This window comes from Diaphorobacter sp. HDW4A (assembly GCF_011305995.1).
Lineage (GTDB): Bacteria > Pseudomonadota > Gammaproteobacteria > Burkholderiales > Burkholderiaceae_C > Diaphorobacter_A.
The window spans coordinates 479831-497776 of the sequence record NZ_CP049910.1; the positions used below are offsets into that span (position 1 = coordinate 479831).

Genomic DNA, 17946 nt, shown 5'->3' on the forward strand with positions numbered 1-17946 from the left:
AGCATCGGATTGACGCGATCGGGCACTGCTTTCGGAGTGCCCTTTCGCATTCAGGCGAGAATCTCTCTTTTTCACAGAATGAACAAGGCGCGGCAACCCGGTTGCACGTGCTTAAGACAACAAAGGTATTTCAGTTGAGCAAGACTCAGAAATTGGTGGCCGTCAAGGGAATGAACGACATTCTCCCTCCCGAATCTGCGAAGTGGGAGTGGCTGGAAGACAAGGTCCGCAACCTGATGGCGCGCTTTGCGTACCGCAACATGCGCACGCCCATCGTCGAGCCGACCGCGTTGTTCGTGCGCGGTCTGGGCGAGGTGACCGACATCGTCGAGAAGGAGATGTACTCGTTCGAGGACAAGCTCAACGGCGAGCAACTTACGTTGCGTCCCGAGGCGACCGCCGGCGTGGTGCGCGCAGTGGTCGAGCACACCATGTTGTATGAAGGTGGCAAGCGCCTGTACTACATGGGCCCGATGTTCCGCCATGAGAAGCCGCAACGTGGTCGCTATCGCCAGTTCCATCAGATTGGTGCGGAGGCGCTGGGCTTTCCCGGCGCGGAAGTGGATGCCGAGCTGATTCTGCTCGCCCACAGCCTGTGGCAGGAAATCGGTCTTCAGAACGTGGAGCTGCAGCTCAACAGCCTTGGCCAACCTGACGAGCGCAAGGCGCATCGTTCTGCTCTGATCGAATATCTCGAGAAGAACGTCGACCAGCTCGACGAAGACTCGCGTCGCCGCCTCTACAGCAACCCGCTGCGCATTCTGGACACCAAGAATCCGGCGATGCAGGACATGGTGAATGCCGCACCGCGTCTGTTCGATTTCCTTGGCGAGGCATCGCTCAAGCATTTCGACACCGTCAAATCGATTCTGGACGCCAACGGCGTGAAGTGGACCCTGAACCCGCGTCTGGTGCGCGGCATGGACTACTACAACCTCACCGTGTTCGAGTTCATCACGACGCAGCTCGGCTCGCAGGGTACGATCTGCGGCGGTGGTCGCTACGACTACCTGATCGAGCAGATCGGCGGCAAGCCCGCTCCGGCCGTGGGCTGGGCGCTGGGCGTGGAGCGCGTGCTGGAACTGCTCAAGGAGCAGGAGCAGACCGTTCCCGCGCTTGTCTCCGATGTCTATGCCATCGTTCCTGATGCGGGTAGTCTACCGGCCGTGATGGCGGTGCTGCAGGCTCTGCGCGTGGCAGGCGTGAGCGTGCAGATGCACACGCCGACCACGGCGGGCGAGGGCATGGGCAGCATGAAGTCGCAGTTCAAGAAGGCGGACGCCAGTGGCGCACGCTTTGCACTGATCTTTGGCTCGGACGAAATGGCGCGCGGCGCAGTCACCGTCAAGTCGCTGCGTGATGGCGATGGACAACAGACCGAGCAGCCGCTCGCCACGACAGCGCAGTGGGCGGCGACTCTTCAGATCACCGGTTAACCAGTATTTCAAGCACAAGCAGCGGAACACATCATCATGGCCAATCATTTTGACCTCGAAGAACAGGAACAGATAGACCAGCTCAAGCACTACTGGAAACAGTGGGGCACGCTGATCACTGCCGTGGTGGTGGTGGTCTGCGGTGGCTTTGCGTCATGGAACGGCTACCAGTACTGGCAGAACCGCCAGGGCATGCAGGCCGCCGTCATGTTCGACGAAGTGGACTCGGCTGCCGAGGCCAACGACGCGCAGCGCGTGCAGCGCGCCTTCGACGACATGAAGTCGCGTTACCCGAGCACGGCGCAGGCCGCGCAGGCGGGTCTGACTGCTGCCAAGGTGATGGTCGAGGCCAAGAACATCGACGGCGCCAAGGCTGCGCTCGAATGGGTGGCCAAGGACGCCAAGTTCGAAGGCCAGAAATCGCTGGCCCGTCTGCGTCTTGCTTCTTTGCTGATTGAGCAGAAGGCGTATCCTGAAGCTTTGAAGCAGCTCGAAGGCAACATCCCTCCCGAATTCGCAGCCTCCTTCGCTGACCGCAAGGGTGATGCGCTGGCGCTGAGCGGCGATGCCAAGTCGGCGGTTGCGGCATATCAAGAGGCCCATGCCAAACTCGATTCACGCTCCAGCTATCGCCGCGTGATCGAGGCCAAGCTCAATTCGCTGGGCGCGAAGGTGCAGGTTGCCGCGGCGCAAACAACTGGGAGTAGTCAGTGAAAATGAGTTTCTCTAGCAAGTCGCGCAGCGTCTTCACAATCGGTGTCTTGGCCAGCGCTCTGGCGCTGAGTGGGTGCTCGCTGTTCAGCAAGGCAGCCCCCAAGCCTGCCGACCTCGGCCCCAATGTGCCGGTAATTTCGGTTTTGCAGGCTTGGAAGGCCAGCATGGGCAAGGTCGAGGGCATGGTTCTCGAGCCGCGCGTCATTGGCGAGACGGTCACCGTCGCGTCGGATGCGGGCGAGGTGCTTTCGCTCAACGCCCGCTCGGGCGCGGTCGCTTGGCGCGTGAGTCTGGGTACGCCGCTGTCGGCCGGTGTGGGCAGCGATGGGCGCTGGAGCACTGTCGTCAGCAAGAGCAACGAGCTGATTGCCATAGAGGGCGGTCGCGAGATCTGGCGCAAGCAACTGCCGATTCAGGTGTTTACCGCTCCGCTGGTCGCGGGTGATCGCATCTTCGTCTTGGCGGCGGACCGCTCGGTCTATGCCTATGATGCGGCTTCGGGTCAGCGTCTGTGGGTGCAGCAGCGTCCTGGTGAGGCGTTGGTGCTGCGTCAGCAGGGCGTGTTGATGCCGGTGGGCAATACACTGGTTACCGGTCTGGCCGGGCGCCTCGTGGGCTTTAACCCCGACAACGGTTCGATTCGCTGGGAAGCCCCGCTGGCCAGTCCACGCGGCACGAATGACGTCGAGCGTCTGGTGGAGATCGCAGGCCGAACCAGCCGCATCGGCAACAACATCTGCGCACGCGCCTTCCAGACATCCGTGGGCTGCATCGACGTGGAGCGCGGCGCCGTGGTCTGGACGCAATCCGCTGCGGGCAGCGATGGTATTGATGGTGACGAAAATGCCGTCTACGGTGTCGAAAGCAATGGCACGGTCATCGCATGGAAGCGGACAGATGGCGCGAAGGTCTGGAGCAGCAATCGTCTGCGCTATCGTCAGCTGACGGCACCGCTGGTGTTGGGCCGTTCTGTGGTGATCGGTGACTCGACGGGTGAGGTGCACATGCTTGCACGTGAAGATGCCGCGCCGCTCAACCGTCTTTCGACAGACAAATCTGGTGTCGCCGCTGCCCCTGTGGCTGCGGCTGGCACGCTCGTCGTGGTTACCCACGACGGTGGAATCTACGGCTTCAGGCCTGAATAAACAACCAATACAACATGAAGCCAGTTATAGCTTTGGTCGGACGCCCCAATGTGGGCAAGTCCACCTTGTTCAATCGAATGACGAAGTCGCGCGACGCCATCGTTGCCGACTTTGCCGGATTGACGCGTGACCGGCATTACGGGAATGGCCGCCAGGGCAAGTACGAGTACATCGTGATCGACACTGGTGGCTTTGAGCCTGATGCCTCCAGTGGCATCTTCAAGGAAATGGCCAAGCAGACGCAGCAGGCGGTTGCAGAGGCTGACGTCGTCATTTTCGTGGTGGACGCGCGTGCCGGTCTCTCGGCCCAGGACCACGAAATTGGCAAATATCTGCGCCGCCTTGGCAAGCCCGCTTTGCTGGTGGGCAACAAGGCGGAGGGCTTGAAGGACAGCATGCACATGTCCGAGTTCTATGAGCTCGGTCTGGGCGAGGTCTATCCGATTTCCGCAGCGCACGGGCAGGGCGTTCGCCCCTTGGTCGAACTGGCACTCGCGCAACTCAATCTTCCGGAGCCGGGCGAGGACGAGGATGATGCCGATAAGGGCGTCATCCGTCTGGCGGTCGCCGGTCGTCCGAATGTGGGCAAGTCCACGCTGATCAACACATGGCTCGGTGAGGAGCGTCTCGTTGCGTTCGACATGCCGGGTACGACGCGAGATGCGATCTCGGTGCCATTTGAGCGCTTGGGTCAGCGGTTTGAGTTGATCGATACGGCGGGCCTGCGCCGCAAGGGCAAGGTGTTCGAGGCGATCGAGAAGTTCTCGGTGGTCAAGACACTGCAGGCAGTGGAATCGGCCCATGTGGTGCTGCTGTTGATCGATGCCACGCAGGGCGTGACGGATCAGGACGCTCATATCGCTGGCTACATTCTGGAGAGCGGGCGCTCGGTGGTGATCGCCGTGAACAAGTGGGATGCGATCGATGACTACCAGCGTCAGTTGCTGGAGCGGTCGATCGAAACGCGTCTGTCGTTCCTGAAGTTTGCGCCGATGCATTTCATCTCGGCCATCAAGCGCCAAGGCATCGGTCCGCTGTGGACGTCGATTCTGCAAGCCTACAAGGCGGCCACCTGCAAGATGCCGACGCCGGTGCTCACGCGCCTGCTGCTGGAGGCTGTTCAGTTCCAGACGCCCAAGAAGTCGGGCATGTACCGTCCCAAAATGCGGTATGCGCATCAGGGTGGCATGAACCCGCCAGTGATCGTGATTCATGGCAATTCGCTGGAGCACGTGACGGATGCGTACAAGCGGTTTTTGGAAACCCGCTTCCGTAAGGAATTCAATCTCGTGGGCACACCCTTGCGAATCGAGATGAAGACCTCACATAATCCCTACGCCGACAAATAATTTTTAGGCACTAGCACCAAAACAACAACCGTTCAAGCCCTTGCCTAGTGTGGGGCTGGGACGCTGTGGTAAGGTGTCGGTTTACAACAACGCTCTGAGAACACGGAGAATATCGTGAGCAATAAAGGCCAACTTCTGCAAGACCCGTTTCTGAATGCACTGCGTCGCGAGCATGTGCCCGTTTCGATCTATCTGGTCAACGGTATCAAGCTGCAAGGTCAAATCGAGTCATTCGACCAATACGTTGTGCTCCTGCGCAACACGGTGACTCAGATGGTCTACAAGCACGCCATTTCCACCATCGTCCCCGGTCGTGCTGTGAATTTTTCCACGGCCGACAACGCTGACGCTGAAACCAACCAGTAAAGCCGCCATCTGCATGGCGGTCACTCTTCGACCGTCGGGTCGAGAGTTTCTATAGAAGGCTCTAGACTTTGAGCGTTGAAGAAGAAGTCCCTGTGCAAGGCAATGCCCCGGTCATTCTGGTCGGGGTCGATTTCGGGGCTCCCCATTTCGATGGGGAACTCGAAGAACTTGGCTTGCTGGCCGAAACGGCGGGCTTGAAGCCCGTTGCGCGCATCACCTGCAAGCGCAAGGCGCCCGATGCGGCGCTGTTCGTGGGCTCGGGCAAGGCGGAGGAAATTCGCCTTTTGGCCCAGACCTATGGCGCCAAAGAAGTTTTGTTCGATCAGGCGCTGAGTCCTGCTCAGCAGCGCAATCTCGAGCGTGAGCTCGGCTTGCCGGTGAACGACCGAACCCTGCTGATTCTCGAAATCTTCGCCCAGCGTGCACGCAGCCATGAAGGCAAGTTGCAGATCGAGCTGGCGCGACTGCAATACCTCGCCACCCGACTCGTGCGTCGCTGGTCTCACTTGGAGCGCCAGCGCGGCGGTATCGGTGCGCGGGGTGGACCGGGTGAAACCCAGATCGAGCTGGATCGCCGGATGATCAATGATGCGATCAAACGCACCAAAGATCGGCTGGTCAAGGTCAAGAAGCAGCGCAACACGCAGCGCCGTCAGCGCGAGCGACGCGAGGTCTTCAGCGCGTCGCTGGTGGGCTACACCAATGCAGGCAAGTCCACGCTGTTCAACGCGTTGGTCAAGGCTCGCGCGTATGCGGCAGACCAATTATTCGCGACGCTGGATACGACCACGCGCCAGATGTATCTGGGAGATGAGGTCGGGTCGATCTCCATTTCAGACACTGTCGGATTCATTCGCGATCTACCTCACGGTCTGGTCGATGCCTTCCAAGCCACTTTGCAAGAGGCGGTTGAGGCCGATCTGCTGCTGCATGTGGTGGATGCATCCAACCCGCATTTCCCCGAGCAGATCGAGCAGGTGCAGCGCGTGCTCGCCGAAATCGGTGCCGAGGACATTCCTCAGTTGCTGGTGTTCAACAAGCTCGACGCCATTCCGCCCGAACAAATGCCCAGCCAGATGCGCGACGAGTACGAGCTCGACGGCCGCCGCATGCCGCGCGTTTTCGTGAGTGCGCAAAAGGGCGAGGGTTTGGCTGCACTGCGTGAGGAGCTCGCCAGTGCCGCACTGGCGCTCCGCAATCGGTCGATGTCCCCTGAGCCTGCTGCTGAATTTGAGCCTGAAGAGCATTGATTGGCACAATACCTTCCTATCAAAGCGTCTAAGAGAAGAAGAGAATCTGGCATGAACTCTGACAACATCGCATTTCGTTGGGCCACGTTGCCTCAGCGCATACGCGGGATGTTCAATCTGAATGACCCTCGCTGGGGGCGTGGTGACGACAAGTCTGATGGCGGCGGGTCGTCGCCGCAGGACAACAATCAACAGCCGCGTCCTCCGCAGAACAATGGTCAACAGCCTCCTGATGGCCGCCAGCGCGGACAGGGAAACAACAACAATGGGGGCGGTCAGCCGCCGGATCTGGATGAAATGTTCCGTGATCTGAACCGCAAGCTTTCTGGTCTGTTCGGTGGGGGCAACAAGGGCTCCAACAACAATGGCGGCAATGGCGGTGGATTTCAGCCCGGTATGAAGGGTGCAGGAATCGGTGTTGGCGTGATCGCTGCTGTGGCGGCTGTGATCTGGCTTGGCACGGGCGTGTTCATCGTGCAGGAAGGTCAGCAAGCTGTCATCACCCAGTTCGGCAAATACAAGTCGACCGTGGGTGCGGGTCTGAACTGGCGTCTGCCGTACCCCATCCAGAAGCATGAGCTGGTGTATGTGACGCGTATCCGGTCGTCCGATGTGGGCCGCGATAGTGTGATCAAGAGCACGGGCTTGCGTGAATCGGCCATGCTGACGGAAGACGAGAACATCGTCGAAATCAAGTTCGCGGTTCAGTACCGACTAAGCGATGCACGCGCCTGGCTGTTCGAGAGCCGCGATCCGGAAAGCACTGTGGTGCAGGTGGCTGAGACGGCGGTGCGCGAAGTGGTCGGCAAGATGAAGATGGATTCCGCACTCGCCGACGAGCGTGACCAGATCGCGCCGCGTGTGCGTGAATTGATGCAGACCATTCTTGATCGCTACAAGATCGGTGTTGAAATCGTCGGCATCAACCTGCAGCAGGGGGGGGTGCGTCCTCCCGAGCAAGTGCAGGCGTCGTTCGATGATGTGCTGAAGGCTGGGCAAGAGCGTGAGCGCCTGAAGAATCTGGCGCAAGCCTATGCCAACGACGTGATCCCGCGTGCTGCGGGTTCTGCATCACGTCTGACGGAGGAGGCCGAGGGCTACAAGGCGAAGATCGTGGCTACCGCGCAGGGTGATGCAGGTCGCTTCAGCTCGGTTCTGACTGAGTATCAGAAGGCTCCGCAGGTCACGCGTGATCGCATGTACGTCGACACGATGCAGCAGATCTACTCCAACGCAACCAAGGTGGTGGTGGAGTCGAGCAAGGGCTCGAATCTGCTGTACTTGCCCCTGGACAAGATCATGCAATCGGTCTCGCAGGCCTCGAACAATGCTGCGTCCGCCGGGTCAGAGTCATCGGCTCCAGCCACACCGGCCGCAGCAACCAGCGCGGCCGTGCCAAATGTTGACCCACGTGCCCGCGACAGCAATCGTTCGCGTGAGCGCGAAGCGCGATAAGAGGGAGATGAAGTCGTGAACAAAGTAGGTTTTTGGATCACCTCGCTGCTGATCGCTCTGGCACTGGCAAGCTCCATGCTGTTCGTCGTGGATCAGCGTCAGTTCGGCGTGGTGTACGCGCTTGGACAGATCAAGGAAGTCATCACCGAGCCAGGGCTCAATGTGAAGATGCCACCGCCGTTCCAGAACGTGCGCTACATCGACAAGCGCTTGCTCACTCTGGATAGCACGGACACGGAGTCGATGCTCACTGCTGAAAAGCAGCGCGTGGTGATCGACTGGTATGTACGCTGGCGTATCTCCGATCCGTCGGCCTACATCCGCAATGTGGGTCCAGACGAAGCATCGGGTGCCATCCAGCTCAATCGTGTGGTACGCAACTCCTTCCAGGAAGAGGTCAACCGCCGCACTGTGCGGGAGTTGCTCTCCGGCAAGCGTGAACTGCTGATGGCCGATGTGAAGCGTGAGGTACTGGAGGCTGTGCGTGGTGCCAAACCTTGGGGTATCGATGTGGTGGACGTGCGCATTACGCGTGTCGACTATGTGGAAGCCATCACCGAGTCCGTCTACCGCCGTATGGAAGCCGAACGTCAGCGCGTGGCCAACGAGTTGCGCTCGACGGGTTCCGCCGAGGCCGAAAAGATCCGCGCTGATGCCGACAAGCAGCGTGACGTGATCGTTGCCAAGGCCTATCGCGATGCGCAGAAGGTCAAGGGCGAGGGCGATGCGGAGGCCTCGCGTGTCTATGCAGACGCATTCGGCCGCGATCCTTCATTCGCGCAGTTCTACCGCAGCCTCGATGCCTATAAGGCCAGCTTCGGCAAGAAGGGCGACGTGATGGTGGTGGATCCATCGTCGTCCGAGTTCTTCAAGAACTTCACCGCACCCGCAAGCACGGCCCGCAGCGGCAGGTGATGGCGTTTCGATCCATTTCTGAATATTTTTCTTGAAATGGACTGGTTGCAAGCCCTCTGGATCTCCACCGCCCTGGTGCTGATTCTTGAGGGCTTGTTGCCTTTGGTGTCGCCGCTCAACTGGCGTCGGGCAATGGCCGCCATTGCGCAATTGCGAGATGGTCAGATCCGTTTTCTGGGTCTTCTGGCCGTTGCTGTGGGCGTCGTCATTCTGCTGCTTGTGTAATGGAAGACCCGCAGCATGCTGCTTGATTTCAAGCAGTCCGGTAGAATCACGCTTTTAACAGCATCCCCATTTCTCATGTCTGCTTGGGTCCTCCCGGATCACGTCGCCGATGTATTGCCCTCAGAGGCTCGGCGCATAGAAGAACTTCGCCGTGGATTGCTAGATACAGCCCGTAGATACGGGTACGAACTGGTAATGCCGCCGTTGCTGGAGCATTTGGAATCGCTGCTGACAGGCACTGGCGAGGCGCTGGATTTGCAGACGTTCAAGCTCGTCGACCAGCTCTCCGGCCGCTCGCTCGGCGTGCGTGCCGACACGACGCAGCAAGTCGCTCGCATCGATGCCCATCTGTTGAATCGCAAGGGTGTCACCCGCTTGTGCTATTGCGGTCCAGTGCTGCATGCGCTGCCAGACCGTCCGCACGCGACTCGCGAACCATTGCAGTTCGGTGCCGAAATCTATGGTCATTCGGGCATCGAAGCTGACATTGAATCCGTGCTGCTTGCATTGGAATGTCTGCGCGTCGCCGAAGTGCAGAACCCGAGCGTGGATCTGGCCGATGTGCGCATCGTGCGCAGTCTGCTTGCGGGCGTGCCCGCAGGTCTTCAGACACTGGCACACGTGCACGCCGCACTTGCAGTCAAGGACGCGAGCGAGCTCAGGGAGCTGACCAAGTCCTTCCCTGAGCAGTCGCGTGAAGGTCTGCTGACCTTGTTGCAACTCTATGGCGACGTCAAGGTGCTTGATGAGGCCGAAAAAGCGCTCGGCCATATCGCCGGTGTGAAGCCGGTGTTGGACGATCTGCGCACCACTGCGGCCCGTATCAGTTCAGCGCGCGTGACTTTCGATTTGGCGCATGTCCGCGGCTATGCGTATTACAGCGGTGCGCGTTTCGCGATCTATGTGCCAGGTGCAAGCGATGCGCTGGTCCGTGGTGGTCGTTACGACGAAGTCGGCGCAGTGTTTGGTCGCAACCGTCCCGCAGCGGGCTTCAGCCTGGATATCAAGCAACTTGTCAGTGCCGTGGCGCCCAAGCCGCTGAAGGCTGCCATCCGTGCACCCTGGGGTGTGGATGGTGATGTGGCACAGGCCATTGCTTCCCTGCGTCAACAGGGTGAGACAGTTGTTTGTGTTCTTCCGGGACACGAAAGTGAAGTGGACGAATTCCACTGTGACCGCGAATTGGTGCAGGTAGCCGACCGCTGGGTCGTGCGCGCTATCTGACGTTTGGTTTTTTAGTATTTGATCGGATTCGAAATGAAGACAAGCAAGGGTCGTAATGTCGTGGTCGTCGGCACCCAATGGGGTGACGAAGGCAAGGGCAAGCTGGTCGACTGGCTGACGGAAAGCGCACAAGGTGTCGTACGCTTCCAGGGCGGCCACAACGCGGGCCACACGCTGGTGATCAACGGCGTGAAGACCGCTTTGCACCTGATTCCCAGCGGCATCATGCGCGCCGGTGTGAAGTGCTACATCGGCAACGGTGTGGTGCTCTCCGCCGCAAAGTTGTTCGAAGAGATTGAAGGCCTTGAAAAGGCTGGTGTGCAAGTGCGTGACCGCCTGCGTGTGAGCGAAGCCTGCCCGCTGATCCTGCCTTTCCACGCAATCCTCGACGTGGCCCGTGAAGCGGCGCGCGAGCGTGGCGGTGTTGAGAAAATCGGCACGACTGGTCGCGGCATCGGCCCTGCATACGAAGACAAGATCGCCCGCCGTGCGCTGCGCGTTCAGGACATGAAGCATCCTGAGCGTTTCGCCACCAAGCTGCGCGAACTGCTGGCCCTCTACAACCACATGCTGCTGACCTTCCTTGGCTCCAAGGATTTCCAGTTCGGTGATGCGTTCAAGCCTTATATGAAGGACGGCGCAGTTCAGTTCGAAGCGGTGTTTGAAGAAGCGATGCGCCACGCAGAGCTGCTCAAGCCGATGATGGCTGACGTTTCTCGTGAGCTCAACGAAGCCCACGCGGACGGTGCCAATCTGCTGTTCGAAGGCGCACAAGGCACGCTGCTGGATGTGGACCACGGCACCTATCCCTATGTCACCTCGAGCAACTGCGTGGCAGGCAATGCCGCAGCTGGTTCCGGCGTAGGCCCAGGTATGCTGCACTACATCCTTGGCATCACCAAGGCCTATTGCACACGCGTTGGCGGCGGCCCTTTCCCGACGGAACTGGATTGGGAAAAGGAAGGCACACCTGGTTATCACATGAGTACAGTGGGTGCAGAGAAGGGTGTGACCACTGGCCGCAGCCGCCGTTGTGGCTGGTTCGATGCGGCACTGCTCAAGCGCAGCGCCCAGGTCAATGGCCTGTCCGGCCTGTGCATCACCAAGCTCGACGTGCTCGATGGCTTGACCGAGCTGCAATTGTGCGTGGGTTATGAGCTCGACGGCGAGCGTATCGACCTGTTGCCTATGGGCGCTGATGACATTGCCCGTTGTGTTCCCATCTACGAAACCATCCCCGGCTGGACCGAGTCCACAGTGGGTGTGACCGACTACAACGCCTTGCCCGTAACCGCGCGCAAGTATCTCGAACGCATCGAGGAAGTTACGGGCGTGCCCATCGCCATGATTTCCACCAGCCCGGACCGTGCCCACACGATCCTGGTGCACAACCCCTACGCTGCTGAGTAAGAGTGCATTTCGCTATTTGTGCGCAGTAAGACCAGCGACATCTGCTATTGAATCAGGAGTTATCTATGTTGACAGAAGACGGCAAGCATCTATACGTCAGTTACGACGAGTACCACAACCTCATTGAAAAACTGGCGCTCAAGGTGCATCAGTCCGGCTGGGAATTCGACACCATCCTGTGCCTTGCACGCGGTGGCCTGCGTCCTGGCGACATGCTGAGCCGTATTTTCGACAAGCCATTGGCCATCATGTCCACCAGCTCGTACCGCGCAGAAGCCGGTACGGTGCAGGGGCATCTGGACATCGCTCGTTTCATCACCACCCCCAAGGGTGAAATCGCCGGCCGCGTGCTGCTGGTCGATGATCTGGCTGACTCTGGTCACACGCTCAACGCGGTGATCAGCATGCTCAAGAACAACTACCAGCCTATTACAGAGCTGCGCAGTGCTGTGATCTGGACCAAGGCCCTGTCGACGTTCACCCCTGACTACTCGGTGGACTTTCTGGCCACGAACCCTTGGATCCACCAGCCGTTCGAGACCTATGACAATCTCACACCAGAGAAGCTCATGGAGAAGTGGCGCGTCTGACGCGTTGATTAGGCTGTCGGCCAATGAAAAGGGAAAGATGAAAATCTTTCCCTTTTTGTTTTCTGGCAATTAAATGGGGCTATACTTGCGCCCTTCCTCAGGGATAACGCGTTGAAGTAAGGAGTGATCCGAAAGTCAGGCGGGTGGATCTGAAGAAAGTTCTCAAAGTTCTCTGGCTGGTTCAAAAACCGGTATAGAATAGAGGGCTTCGCTACTAGGGGTGGTTGCCGGTAATCTGGTGATGCTCTGGGTGGTGGGAAAAAAGAAATCTTGGATTTCTTCTTCCGGGTCTCAGAATCCGGTGTAGAATACAAGGCTTCGCTGCTGATGACGGAAACGAAAACGGCGGTTGGTGGATGCGGGGTTTGACTGGTTATCTGGTCGGTCTGCAAAAACCACAAAGTTTGACAGGTCTTTAAAACGTGTTATAATTCAAGGCTTAGCTGATCACAGCGAGTCAAGCAAGACGAAGCGATTCGGATTGCGGTGGATCCTTAAAAATATACAGTCGATAAGCGTGGGCGTTTGATGGCGAATGCATAAGTTCTTCGGGACTAGTGCTTGTCACTACAAACGCTCATGCAAACAGTAAAATTGTAGGAAGATCATTTCTTCTTCAATTCCTATTTGTATTGAGCAAGTCGAGAGACTTTAAATTTCAAGATCGAACTGTAGAGTTTGATCCTGGCTCAGATTGAACGCTGGCGGCATGCCTTACACATGCAAGTCGAACGGTAACAGGTCTTCGGATGCTGACGAGTGGCGAACGGGTGAGTAATACATCGGAACGTGCCCGATCGTGGGGGATAACGAGGCGAAAGCTTTGCTAATACCGCATACGATCTACGGATGAAAGCAGGGGATCAGTAATGACCTTGCGCGGACGGAGCGGCCGATGGCAGATTAGGTAGTTGGTGGGATAAAAGCTTACCAAGCCGACGATCTGTAGCTGGTCTGAGAGGATGATCAGCCACACTGGGACTGAGACACGGCCCAGACTCCTACGGGAGGCAGCAGTGGGGAATTTTGGACAATGGGGGAAACCCTGATCCAGCCATGCCGCGTGCAGGATGAAGGCCTTCGGGTTGTAAACTGCTTTTGTACAGAACGAAAAGGTCGCTTCTAATAAAGGCGGCCCATGACGGTACTGTAAGAATAAGCACCGGCTAACTACGTGCCAGCAGCCGCGGTAATACGTAGGGTGCAAGCGTTAATCGGAATTACTGGGCGTAAAGCGTGCGCAGGCGGTTATGTAAGACAGATGTGAAATCCCCGGGCTCAACCTGGGAACTGCATTTGTGACTGCATAGCTTGAGTGCGGCAGAGGGGGATGGAATTCCGCGTGTAGCAGTGAAATGCGTAGATATGCGGAGGAACACCGATGGCGAAGGCAATCCCCTGGGCCTGCACTGACGCTCATGCACGAAAGCGTGGGGAGCAAACAGGATTAGATACCCTGGTAGTCCACGCCCTAAACGATGTCAACTGGTTGTTGGGAATTCACTTTCTCAGTAACGAAGCTAACGCGTGAAGTTGACCGCCTGGGGAGTACGGCCGCAAGGTTGAAACTCAAAGGAATTGACGGGGACCCGCACAAGCGGTGGATGATGTGGTTTAATTCGATGCAACGCGAAAAACCTTACCCACCTTTGACATGTCAAGAATTCCACAGAGATGAGGAAGTGCTCGAAAGAGAACTTGAACACAGGTGCTGCATGGCTGTCGTCAGCTCGTGTCGTGAGATGTTGGGTTAAGTCCCGCAACGAGCGCAACCCTTGTCATTAGTTGCTACATTCAGTTGGGCACTCTAATGAGACTGCCGGTGACAAACCGGAGGAAGGTGGGGATGACGTCAAGTCCTCATGGCCCTTATAGGTGGGGCTACACACGTCATACAATGGCTGGTACAAAGGGTTGCCAACCCGCGAGGGGGAGCTAATCCCATAAAGCCAGTCGTAGTCCGGATCGCAGTCTGCAACTCGACTGCGTGAAGTCGGAATCGCTAGTAATCGTGGATCAGAATGTCACGGTGAATACGTTCCCGGGTCTTGTACACACCGCCCGTCACACCATGGGAGCGGGTCTCGCCAGAAGTAGGTAGCCTAACCGCAAGGAGGGCGCTTACCACGGCGGGGTTCGTGACTGGGGTGAAGTCGTAACAAGGTAGCCGTATCGGAAGGTGCGGCTGGATCACCTCCTTTCTGGAAAACAGCATTCAAGATTGAACGCCCACACTTATCGGTTGTTGGAACAAGCCAAGGCTGAGCAGCAGGACCTGTTGCTCTGGTTGAGGAATGGGTCTGTAGCTCAGCTGGTTAGAGCACCGTCTTGATAAGGCGGGGGTCGTTGGTTCGAGCCCAACTAGACCCACCAAACTCTTTATTGGAAGCGCCAACACTCTGGTCGAGGAAGAAATCCTGGGGATTAGCTCAGCTGGGAGAGCACCTGCTTTGCAAGCAGGGGGTCGTCGGTTCGATCCCGTCATCCTCCACCAACACTTATCAAGATAAAAAATCAACACCAAAGCAGTTTGGAGACAGACTGCTTTGTTGTTGACCCGGATTACCGGATCAATACGGCTGTTCTTTAAAAATTCATAGAGTCGAAATCAGCGTTGTTAGCGGAAAGCAGAAATTCGTAAAGGTTTTACTGCACCGTGCCGCTAGCAACAAATTTGATTGCGTCAAAACGAATAGACAATAACTTTGTTTAATTCAAGTAATGACGAATCGTTCTCAAAGCAGTGATCCAGAGATGGATTACAGCTAAGAAAATCATTCACATTACGGCATAACGCGTGAGGTGTGAGACCTCACAAAACAAGTCTGCGATCTGACAATTGGGTCATCTCGAAAGAGATGTCAAAGTTATAGGGTCAAGTGACTAAGAGCATATGGTGGATGCCTTGGCGATGATAGGCGACGAAAGACGTGATAGCCTGCGATAAGCTTCGGGGAGCTGGCAAATAAGCTTTGATCCGGAGGTCTCTGAATGGGGAAACCCACCCGCAAGGGTATCGCAACCTGAATACATAGGGTTGCGAGGCGAACCGAGTGAACTGAAACATCTAAGTAGCTCGAGGAAAAGACATCAACCGAGATTCCGATAGTAGTGGCGAGCGAATTCGGAAGAGCCTTGCAGTGATAGTCATTGGGTTAACAAAACGGCATGGAAAGGCCGACCATAGTGGGTGATAGTCCCGTATGTGAAAACCCAGTGGTGGTACTAGGCTGCAGATAAGTAGGGCGGGGCACGAGAAACCTTGTCTGAATATGGGGGGACCATCCTCCAAGGCTAAATACTCATCATCGACCGATAGTGAACAAGTACCGTGAGGGAAAGGCGAAAAGAACCCCGGGAGGGGAGTGAAATAGATCCTGAAACCGTATGCTTACAAAAAGTCGGAGCCTCGTAAGGGGTGACGGCGTACCTTTTGTATAATGGGTCAGCGACTTACATTCAGTGGCAAGCTTAACCGAATAGGGGAGGCGTAGGGAAACCGAGTCCGAACAGGGCGTTTTTAGTCGCTGGGTGTAGACCCGAAACCAAGTGATCTATCCATGGCCAGGATGAAGGTGCCGTAACAGGTACTGGAGGTCCGAACCGACTAGTGTTGCAAAACTAGCGGATGAGCTGTGGATAGGGGTGAAAGGCTAAACAAACTTGGAAATAGCTGGTTCTCTCCGAAAACTATTTAGGTAGTGCCTCAAGTATTACCTGCGGGGGTAGAGCACTGTTTTGGCTAGGGGGTCATGGCGACTTACCAAACCAAGGCAAACTCCGAATACTGCAGAGTACAGCTTGGGAGACAGAGCACCGGGTGCTAACGTCCGGACTCAAGAGGGAAACAACCCAGACCGCCAGCTAAGGTCCCTAAAATTGGCTAAGTGGGAAACGAAGTGGGAAGGCTAAAACAGTCAGGATGTTGGCTTAGAAGCAGCCATCATTTAAAGAAAGCGTAATAGCTCACTGATCGAGTCGTCCTGCGCGGAAGATGTAACGGGGCTAAGCCAGTTACCGAAGCTGCGGATGTGCAATTTATTGCACGTGGTAGGAGAGCGTTCTGTAAGCCTGTGAAGGTGTCTGGAGACGGATGCTGGAGGTATCAGAAGTGCGAATGCTGACATGAGTAGCGTTAAAGCGGGTGAAAAGCCCGCTCGCCGTAAGCGCAAGGTTTCCTACGCAACGTTCATCGGCGTAGGGTGAGTCGGCCCCTAAGGCGAGGCAGAGATGCGTAGCTGATGGGAAACAGGTCAATATTCCTGTACCGATCAATAGTGCGATGTGGGGACGGAGAAGGTTAGCTCAGCCAACTGTTGGATATGTTGGTTCAAGCCTGTAGTCGTGCCCGGTAGGCAAATCCGCCGGGCTTAGATGAGGGGTGATAACGAGTGTGCTTGCACATGAAGTGAGTGATACCCTGCTTCCAGGAAAAGCCACTAAGCTTCAGCTATTGACGACCGTACCGCAAACCGACACTGGTGCGCGAGATGAGTATTCTAAGGCGCTTGAGAGAACTCAGGAGAAGGAACTCGGCAAATTGATACCGTAACTTCGGGAGAAGGTATGCCCCTAGTAGGTGAACTCGTACAGAGGGAGCTGAATGGGGTTGCAAAAAATCGGTGGCTGCGACTGTTTATTAAAAACACAGCACTCTGCAAACACGAAAGTGGACGTATAGGGTGTGACGCCTGCCCGGTGCTGGAAGATTAAATGATGGGGTGCAAGCTCTTGATTGAAGTCCCAGTAAACGGCGGCCGTAACTATAACGGTCCTAAGGTAGCGAAATTCCTTGTCGGGTAAGTTCCGACCTGCACGAATGGCGTAACGATGGCCACACTGTCTCCTCCTGAGACTCAGCGAAGTTGAAATGTTTGTGATGATGCAATCTCCCCGCGGAAAGACGGAAAGACCCCATGAACCTTTACTGTAGCTTTGTATTGGACTTTGAACAGATCTGTGTAGGATAGGTGGGAGGCTTTGAAGTGTGGTCGCTAGATCACATGGAGCCAACGTTGAAATACCACCCTGGTGTGTTTGAGGTTCTAACCTAGGTCCATTATCTGGACTGGGGACAGTGCATGGTAGGCAGTTTGACTGGGGCGGTCTCCTCCCAAAGTGTAACGGAGGAGTTCGAAGGTACGCTAGTTACGGTCGGACATCGTGACGATAGTGCAATGGCATAAGCGTGCTTAACTGCGAGACTGACAAGTCGAGCAGATGCGAAAGCAGGACATAGTGATCCGGTGGTTCTGTATGGAAGGGCCATCGCTCAACGGATAAAAGGTACTCTGGGGATAACAGGCTGATACCGCCCAAGAGTTCATATCGACGGCGGTGTTTGGCACCTCGATGTCGGCTCATCTCATCCTGGGGCTGTAGTCGGTCCCAAGGGTATGGCTGTTCGCCATTTAAAGAGGTACGTGAGCTGGGTTTAAAACGTCGTGAGACAGTTTGGTCCCTATCTTCCGTGGGCGCTGCAGATTTGAGGAAGCCTGCTCCTAGTACGAGAGGACCGGAGTGGACACACCTCTGGTGTACCTGTTGTCACGCCAGTGGCATCGCAGGGTAGCTATGTGTGGAAGAGATAACCGCTGAAAGCATCTAAGCGGGAAACTCGTTTCAAGATGAGATCTGCCGGGGCCTCGAGCCCCCTGAAGGGTCGTTGTAGACCACGACGTTGATAGGCTGGGTGTGGAAGAGCAGTAATGCTTTAAGCTAACCAGTACTAATTGCCCGTGCGGCTTGACCCTATAACTTTGATAAATTCAAAGACTTGTAGTTATGCCAAGTACGCAATCAAATTAAGTTCAGTGAAACAGTCTGGACACAACCTCAGCTGATTGAGACTCTATGAATTCGTTGTG

12 protein-coding genes, 1 tRNA gene and 2 rRNA genes are annotated in these 17946 nt (G+C 56.6%); all 15 read left to right on the forward strand.

Annotated elements, in window-relative coordinates:
• The first annotated feature begins 170 nt into the window (after nt 1-170).
• The 15 genes from hisS (at nt 171) to G7047_RS02210 (ending at nt 17832) form a co-directional block, all read left to right on the forward strand.
• Nucleotides 171-1436 carry a histidine--tRNA ligase gene (gene hisS / locus G7047_RS02140; protein WP_240939343.1) on the forward strand — a complete coding sequence of 422 codons (1266 nt, stop codon included), beginning with the start codon at nt 171-173 and terminating at the stop codon, nt 1434-1436.
• Nucleotides 1437-1472: 36 nt separating this feature from the next.
• On the forward strand, nt 1473-2150 hold the full coding sequence (locus G7047_RS02145; RefSeq protein ID WP_166300294.1) for a tetratricopeptide repeat protein: 678 nt from the start codon (nt 1473-1475) through the stop codon (nt 2148-2150).
• Nucleotides 2151-2152: 2 nt separating this feature from the next.
• Complete coding sequence (bamB, locus tag G7047_RS02150) at nt 2153-3295, forward strand: outer membrane protein assembly factor BamB (protein ID WP_166300296.1); 1143 nt, start codon at nt 2153-2155, stop codon at nt 3293-3295.
• Nucleotides 3296-3309: 14 nt separating this feature from the next.
• Nucleotides 3310-4644, forward strand: coding sequence for a ribosome biogenesis GTPase Der (gene der, locus G7047_RS02155; RefSeq protein WP_166300298.1), 1335 nt, complete (start codon nt 3310-3312; stop codon nt 4642-4644).
• 114 nt (nt 4645-4758) lie between these two features.
• Complete coding sequence (gene hfq / locus G7047_RS02160; protein WP_166066993.1) at nt 4759-5010, forward strand: RNA chaperone Hfq; 252 nt, start codon at nt 4759-4761, stop codon at nt 5008-5010.
• 92 nt (nt 5011-5102) lie between these two features.
• Nucleotides 5103-6260, forward strand: a complete 1158-nt coding sequence (gene hflX / locus G7047_RS02165; protein WP_166300300.1) for a GTPase HflX — start codon at nt 5103-5105, stop codon at nt 6258-6260.
• Nucleotides 6261-6311: 51 nt separating this feature from the next.
• Entirely contained in the window at nt 6312-7715 is a 1404-nt protein-coding gene (gene hflK / locus G7047_RS02170) for an FtsH protease activity modulator HflK (RefSeq protein WP_166300302.1), read from the forward strand.
• A 15-nt stretch (nt 7716-7730) separates the two neighbouring features.
• Nucleotides 7731-8630: a protease modulator HflC gene (hflC, locus tag G7047_RS02175; RefSeq protein ID WP_166300304.1), complete on the forward strand. Its 900-nt coding sequence runs from the start codon at nt 7731-7733 to the stop codon at nt 8628-8630.
• 36 nt (nt 8631-8666) lie between these two features.
• A complete protein-coding gene (locus G7047_RS02180) occupies nt 8667-8855 on the forward strand; it encodes a DUF2065 domain-containing protein (RefSeq protein WP_166300306.1) in 189 nt (62 codons plus the stop codon).
• 75 nt (nt 8856-8930) lie between these two features.
• Nucleotides 8931-10079, forward strand: coding sequence for an ATP phosphoribosyltransferase regulatory subunit (locus G7047_RS02185; RefSeq protein WP_166300308.1), 1149 nt, complete (start codon nt 8931-8933; stop codon nt 10077-10079).
• A gap of 33 nt (nt 10080-10112) precedes the next feature.
• Nucleotides 10113-11489, forward strand: a complete 1377-nt coding sequence (locus tag G7047_RS02190; protein WP_166300310.1) for an adenylosuccinate synthase — start codon at nt 10113-10115, stop codon at nt 11487-11489.
• A 65-nt stretch (nt 11490-11554) separates the two neighbouring features.
• Nucleotides 11555-12079, forward strand: coding sequence for a phosphoribosyltransferase (locus G7047_RS02195; protein ID WP_166300312.1), 525 nt, complete (start codon nt 11555-11557; stop codon nt 12077-12079).
• 666 nt (nt 12080-12745) lie between these two features.
• Nucleotides 12746-14280, forward strand: a 16S ribosomal RNA gene (locus tag G7047_RS02200).
• 95 nt (nt 14281-14375) lie between these two features.
• Nucleotides 14376-14452: transfer RNA gene (locus G7047_RS02205), tRNA-Ile, on the forward strand.
• 500 nt (nt 14453-14952) lie between these two features.
• Nucleotides 14953-17832: ribosomal RNA gene (locus tag G7047_RS02210) — 23S ribosomal RNA — on the forward strand.
• The 16S and 23S rRNA genes sit together here with 1 tRNA gene alongside, the layout of an rRNA operon.
• Nucleotides 17833-17946: the final 114 nt, after the last annotated feature.

Coding starts and splice junctions, on each gene's coding strand:
- G7047_RS02180 (WP_166300306.1), top strand. CDS start 8,667: ATGGACTGGTTGCAAGCCCTCTGGATCTCCACCGCCCTGGTGCTGATT.
- bamB (WP_166300296.1), top strand. CDS start 2,153: ATGAGTTTCTCTAGCAAGTCGCGCAGCGTCTTCACAATCGGTGTCTTG.
- der (WP_166300298.1), top strand. CDS start 3,310: ATGAAGCCAGTTATAGCTTTGGTCGGACGCCCCAATGTGGGCAAGTCC.
- G7047_RS02190 (WP_166300310.1), top strand. CDS start 10,113: ATGAAGACAAGCAAGGGTCGTAATGTCGTGGTCGTCGGCACCCAATGG.
- G7047_RS02145 (WP_166300294.1), top strand. CDS start 1,473: ATGGCCAATCATTTTGACCTCGAAGAACAGGAACAGATAGACCAGCTC.
- G7047_RS02185 (WP_166300308.1), top strand. CDS start 8,931: ATGTCTGCTTGGGTCCTCCCGGATCACGTCGCCGATGTATTGCCCTCA.
- hflK (WP_166300302.1), top strand. CDS start 6,312: ATGAACTCTGACAACATCGCATTTCGTTGGGCCACGTTGCCTCAGCGC.
- hisS (WP_240939343.1), top strand. CDS start 171: ATGAACGACATTCTCCCTCCCGAATCTGCGAAGTGGGAGTGGCTGGAA.
- G7047_RS02195 (WP_166300312.1), top strand. CDS start 11,555: ATGTTGACAGAAGACGGCAAGCATCTATACGTCAGTTACGACGAGTAC.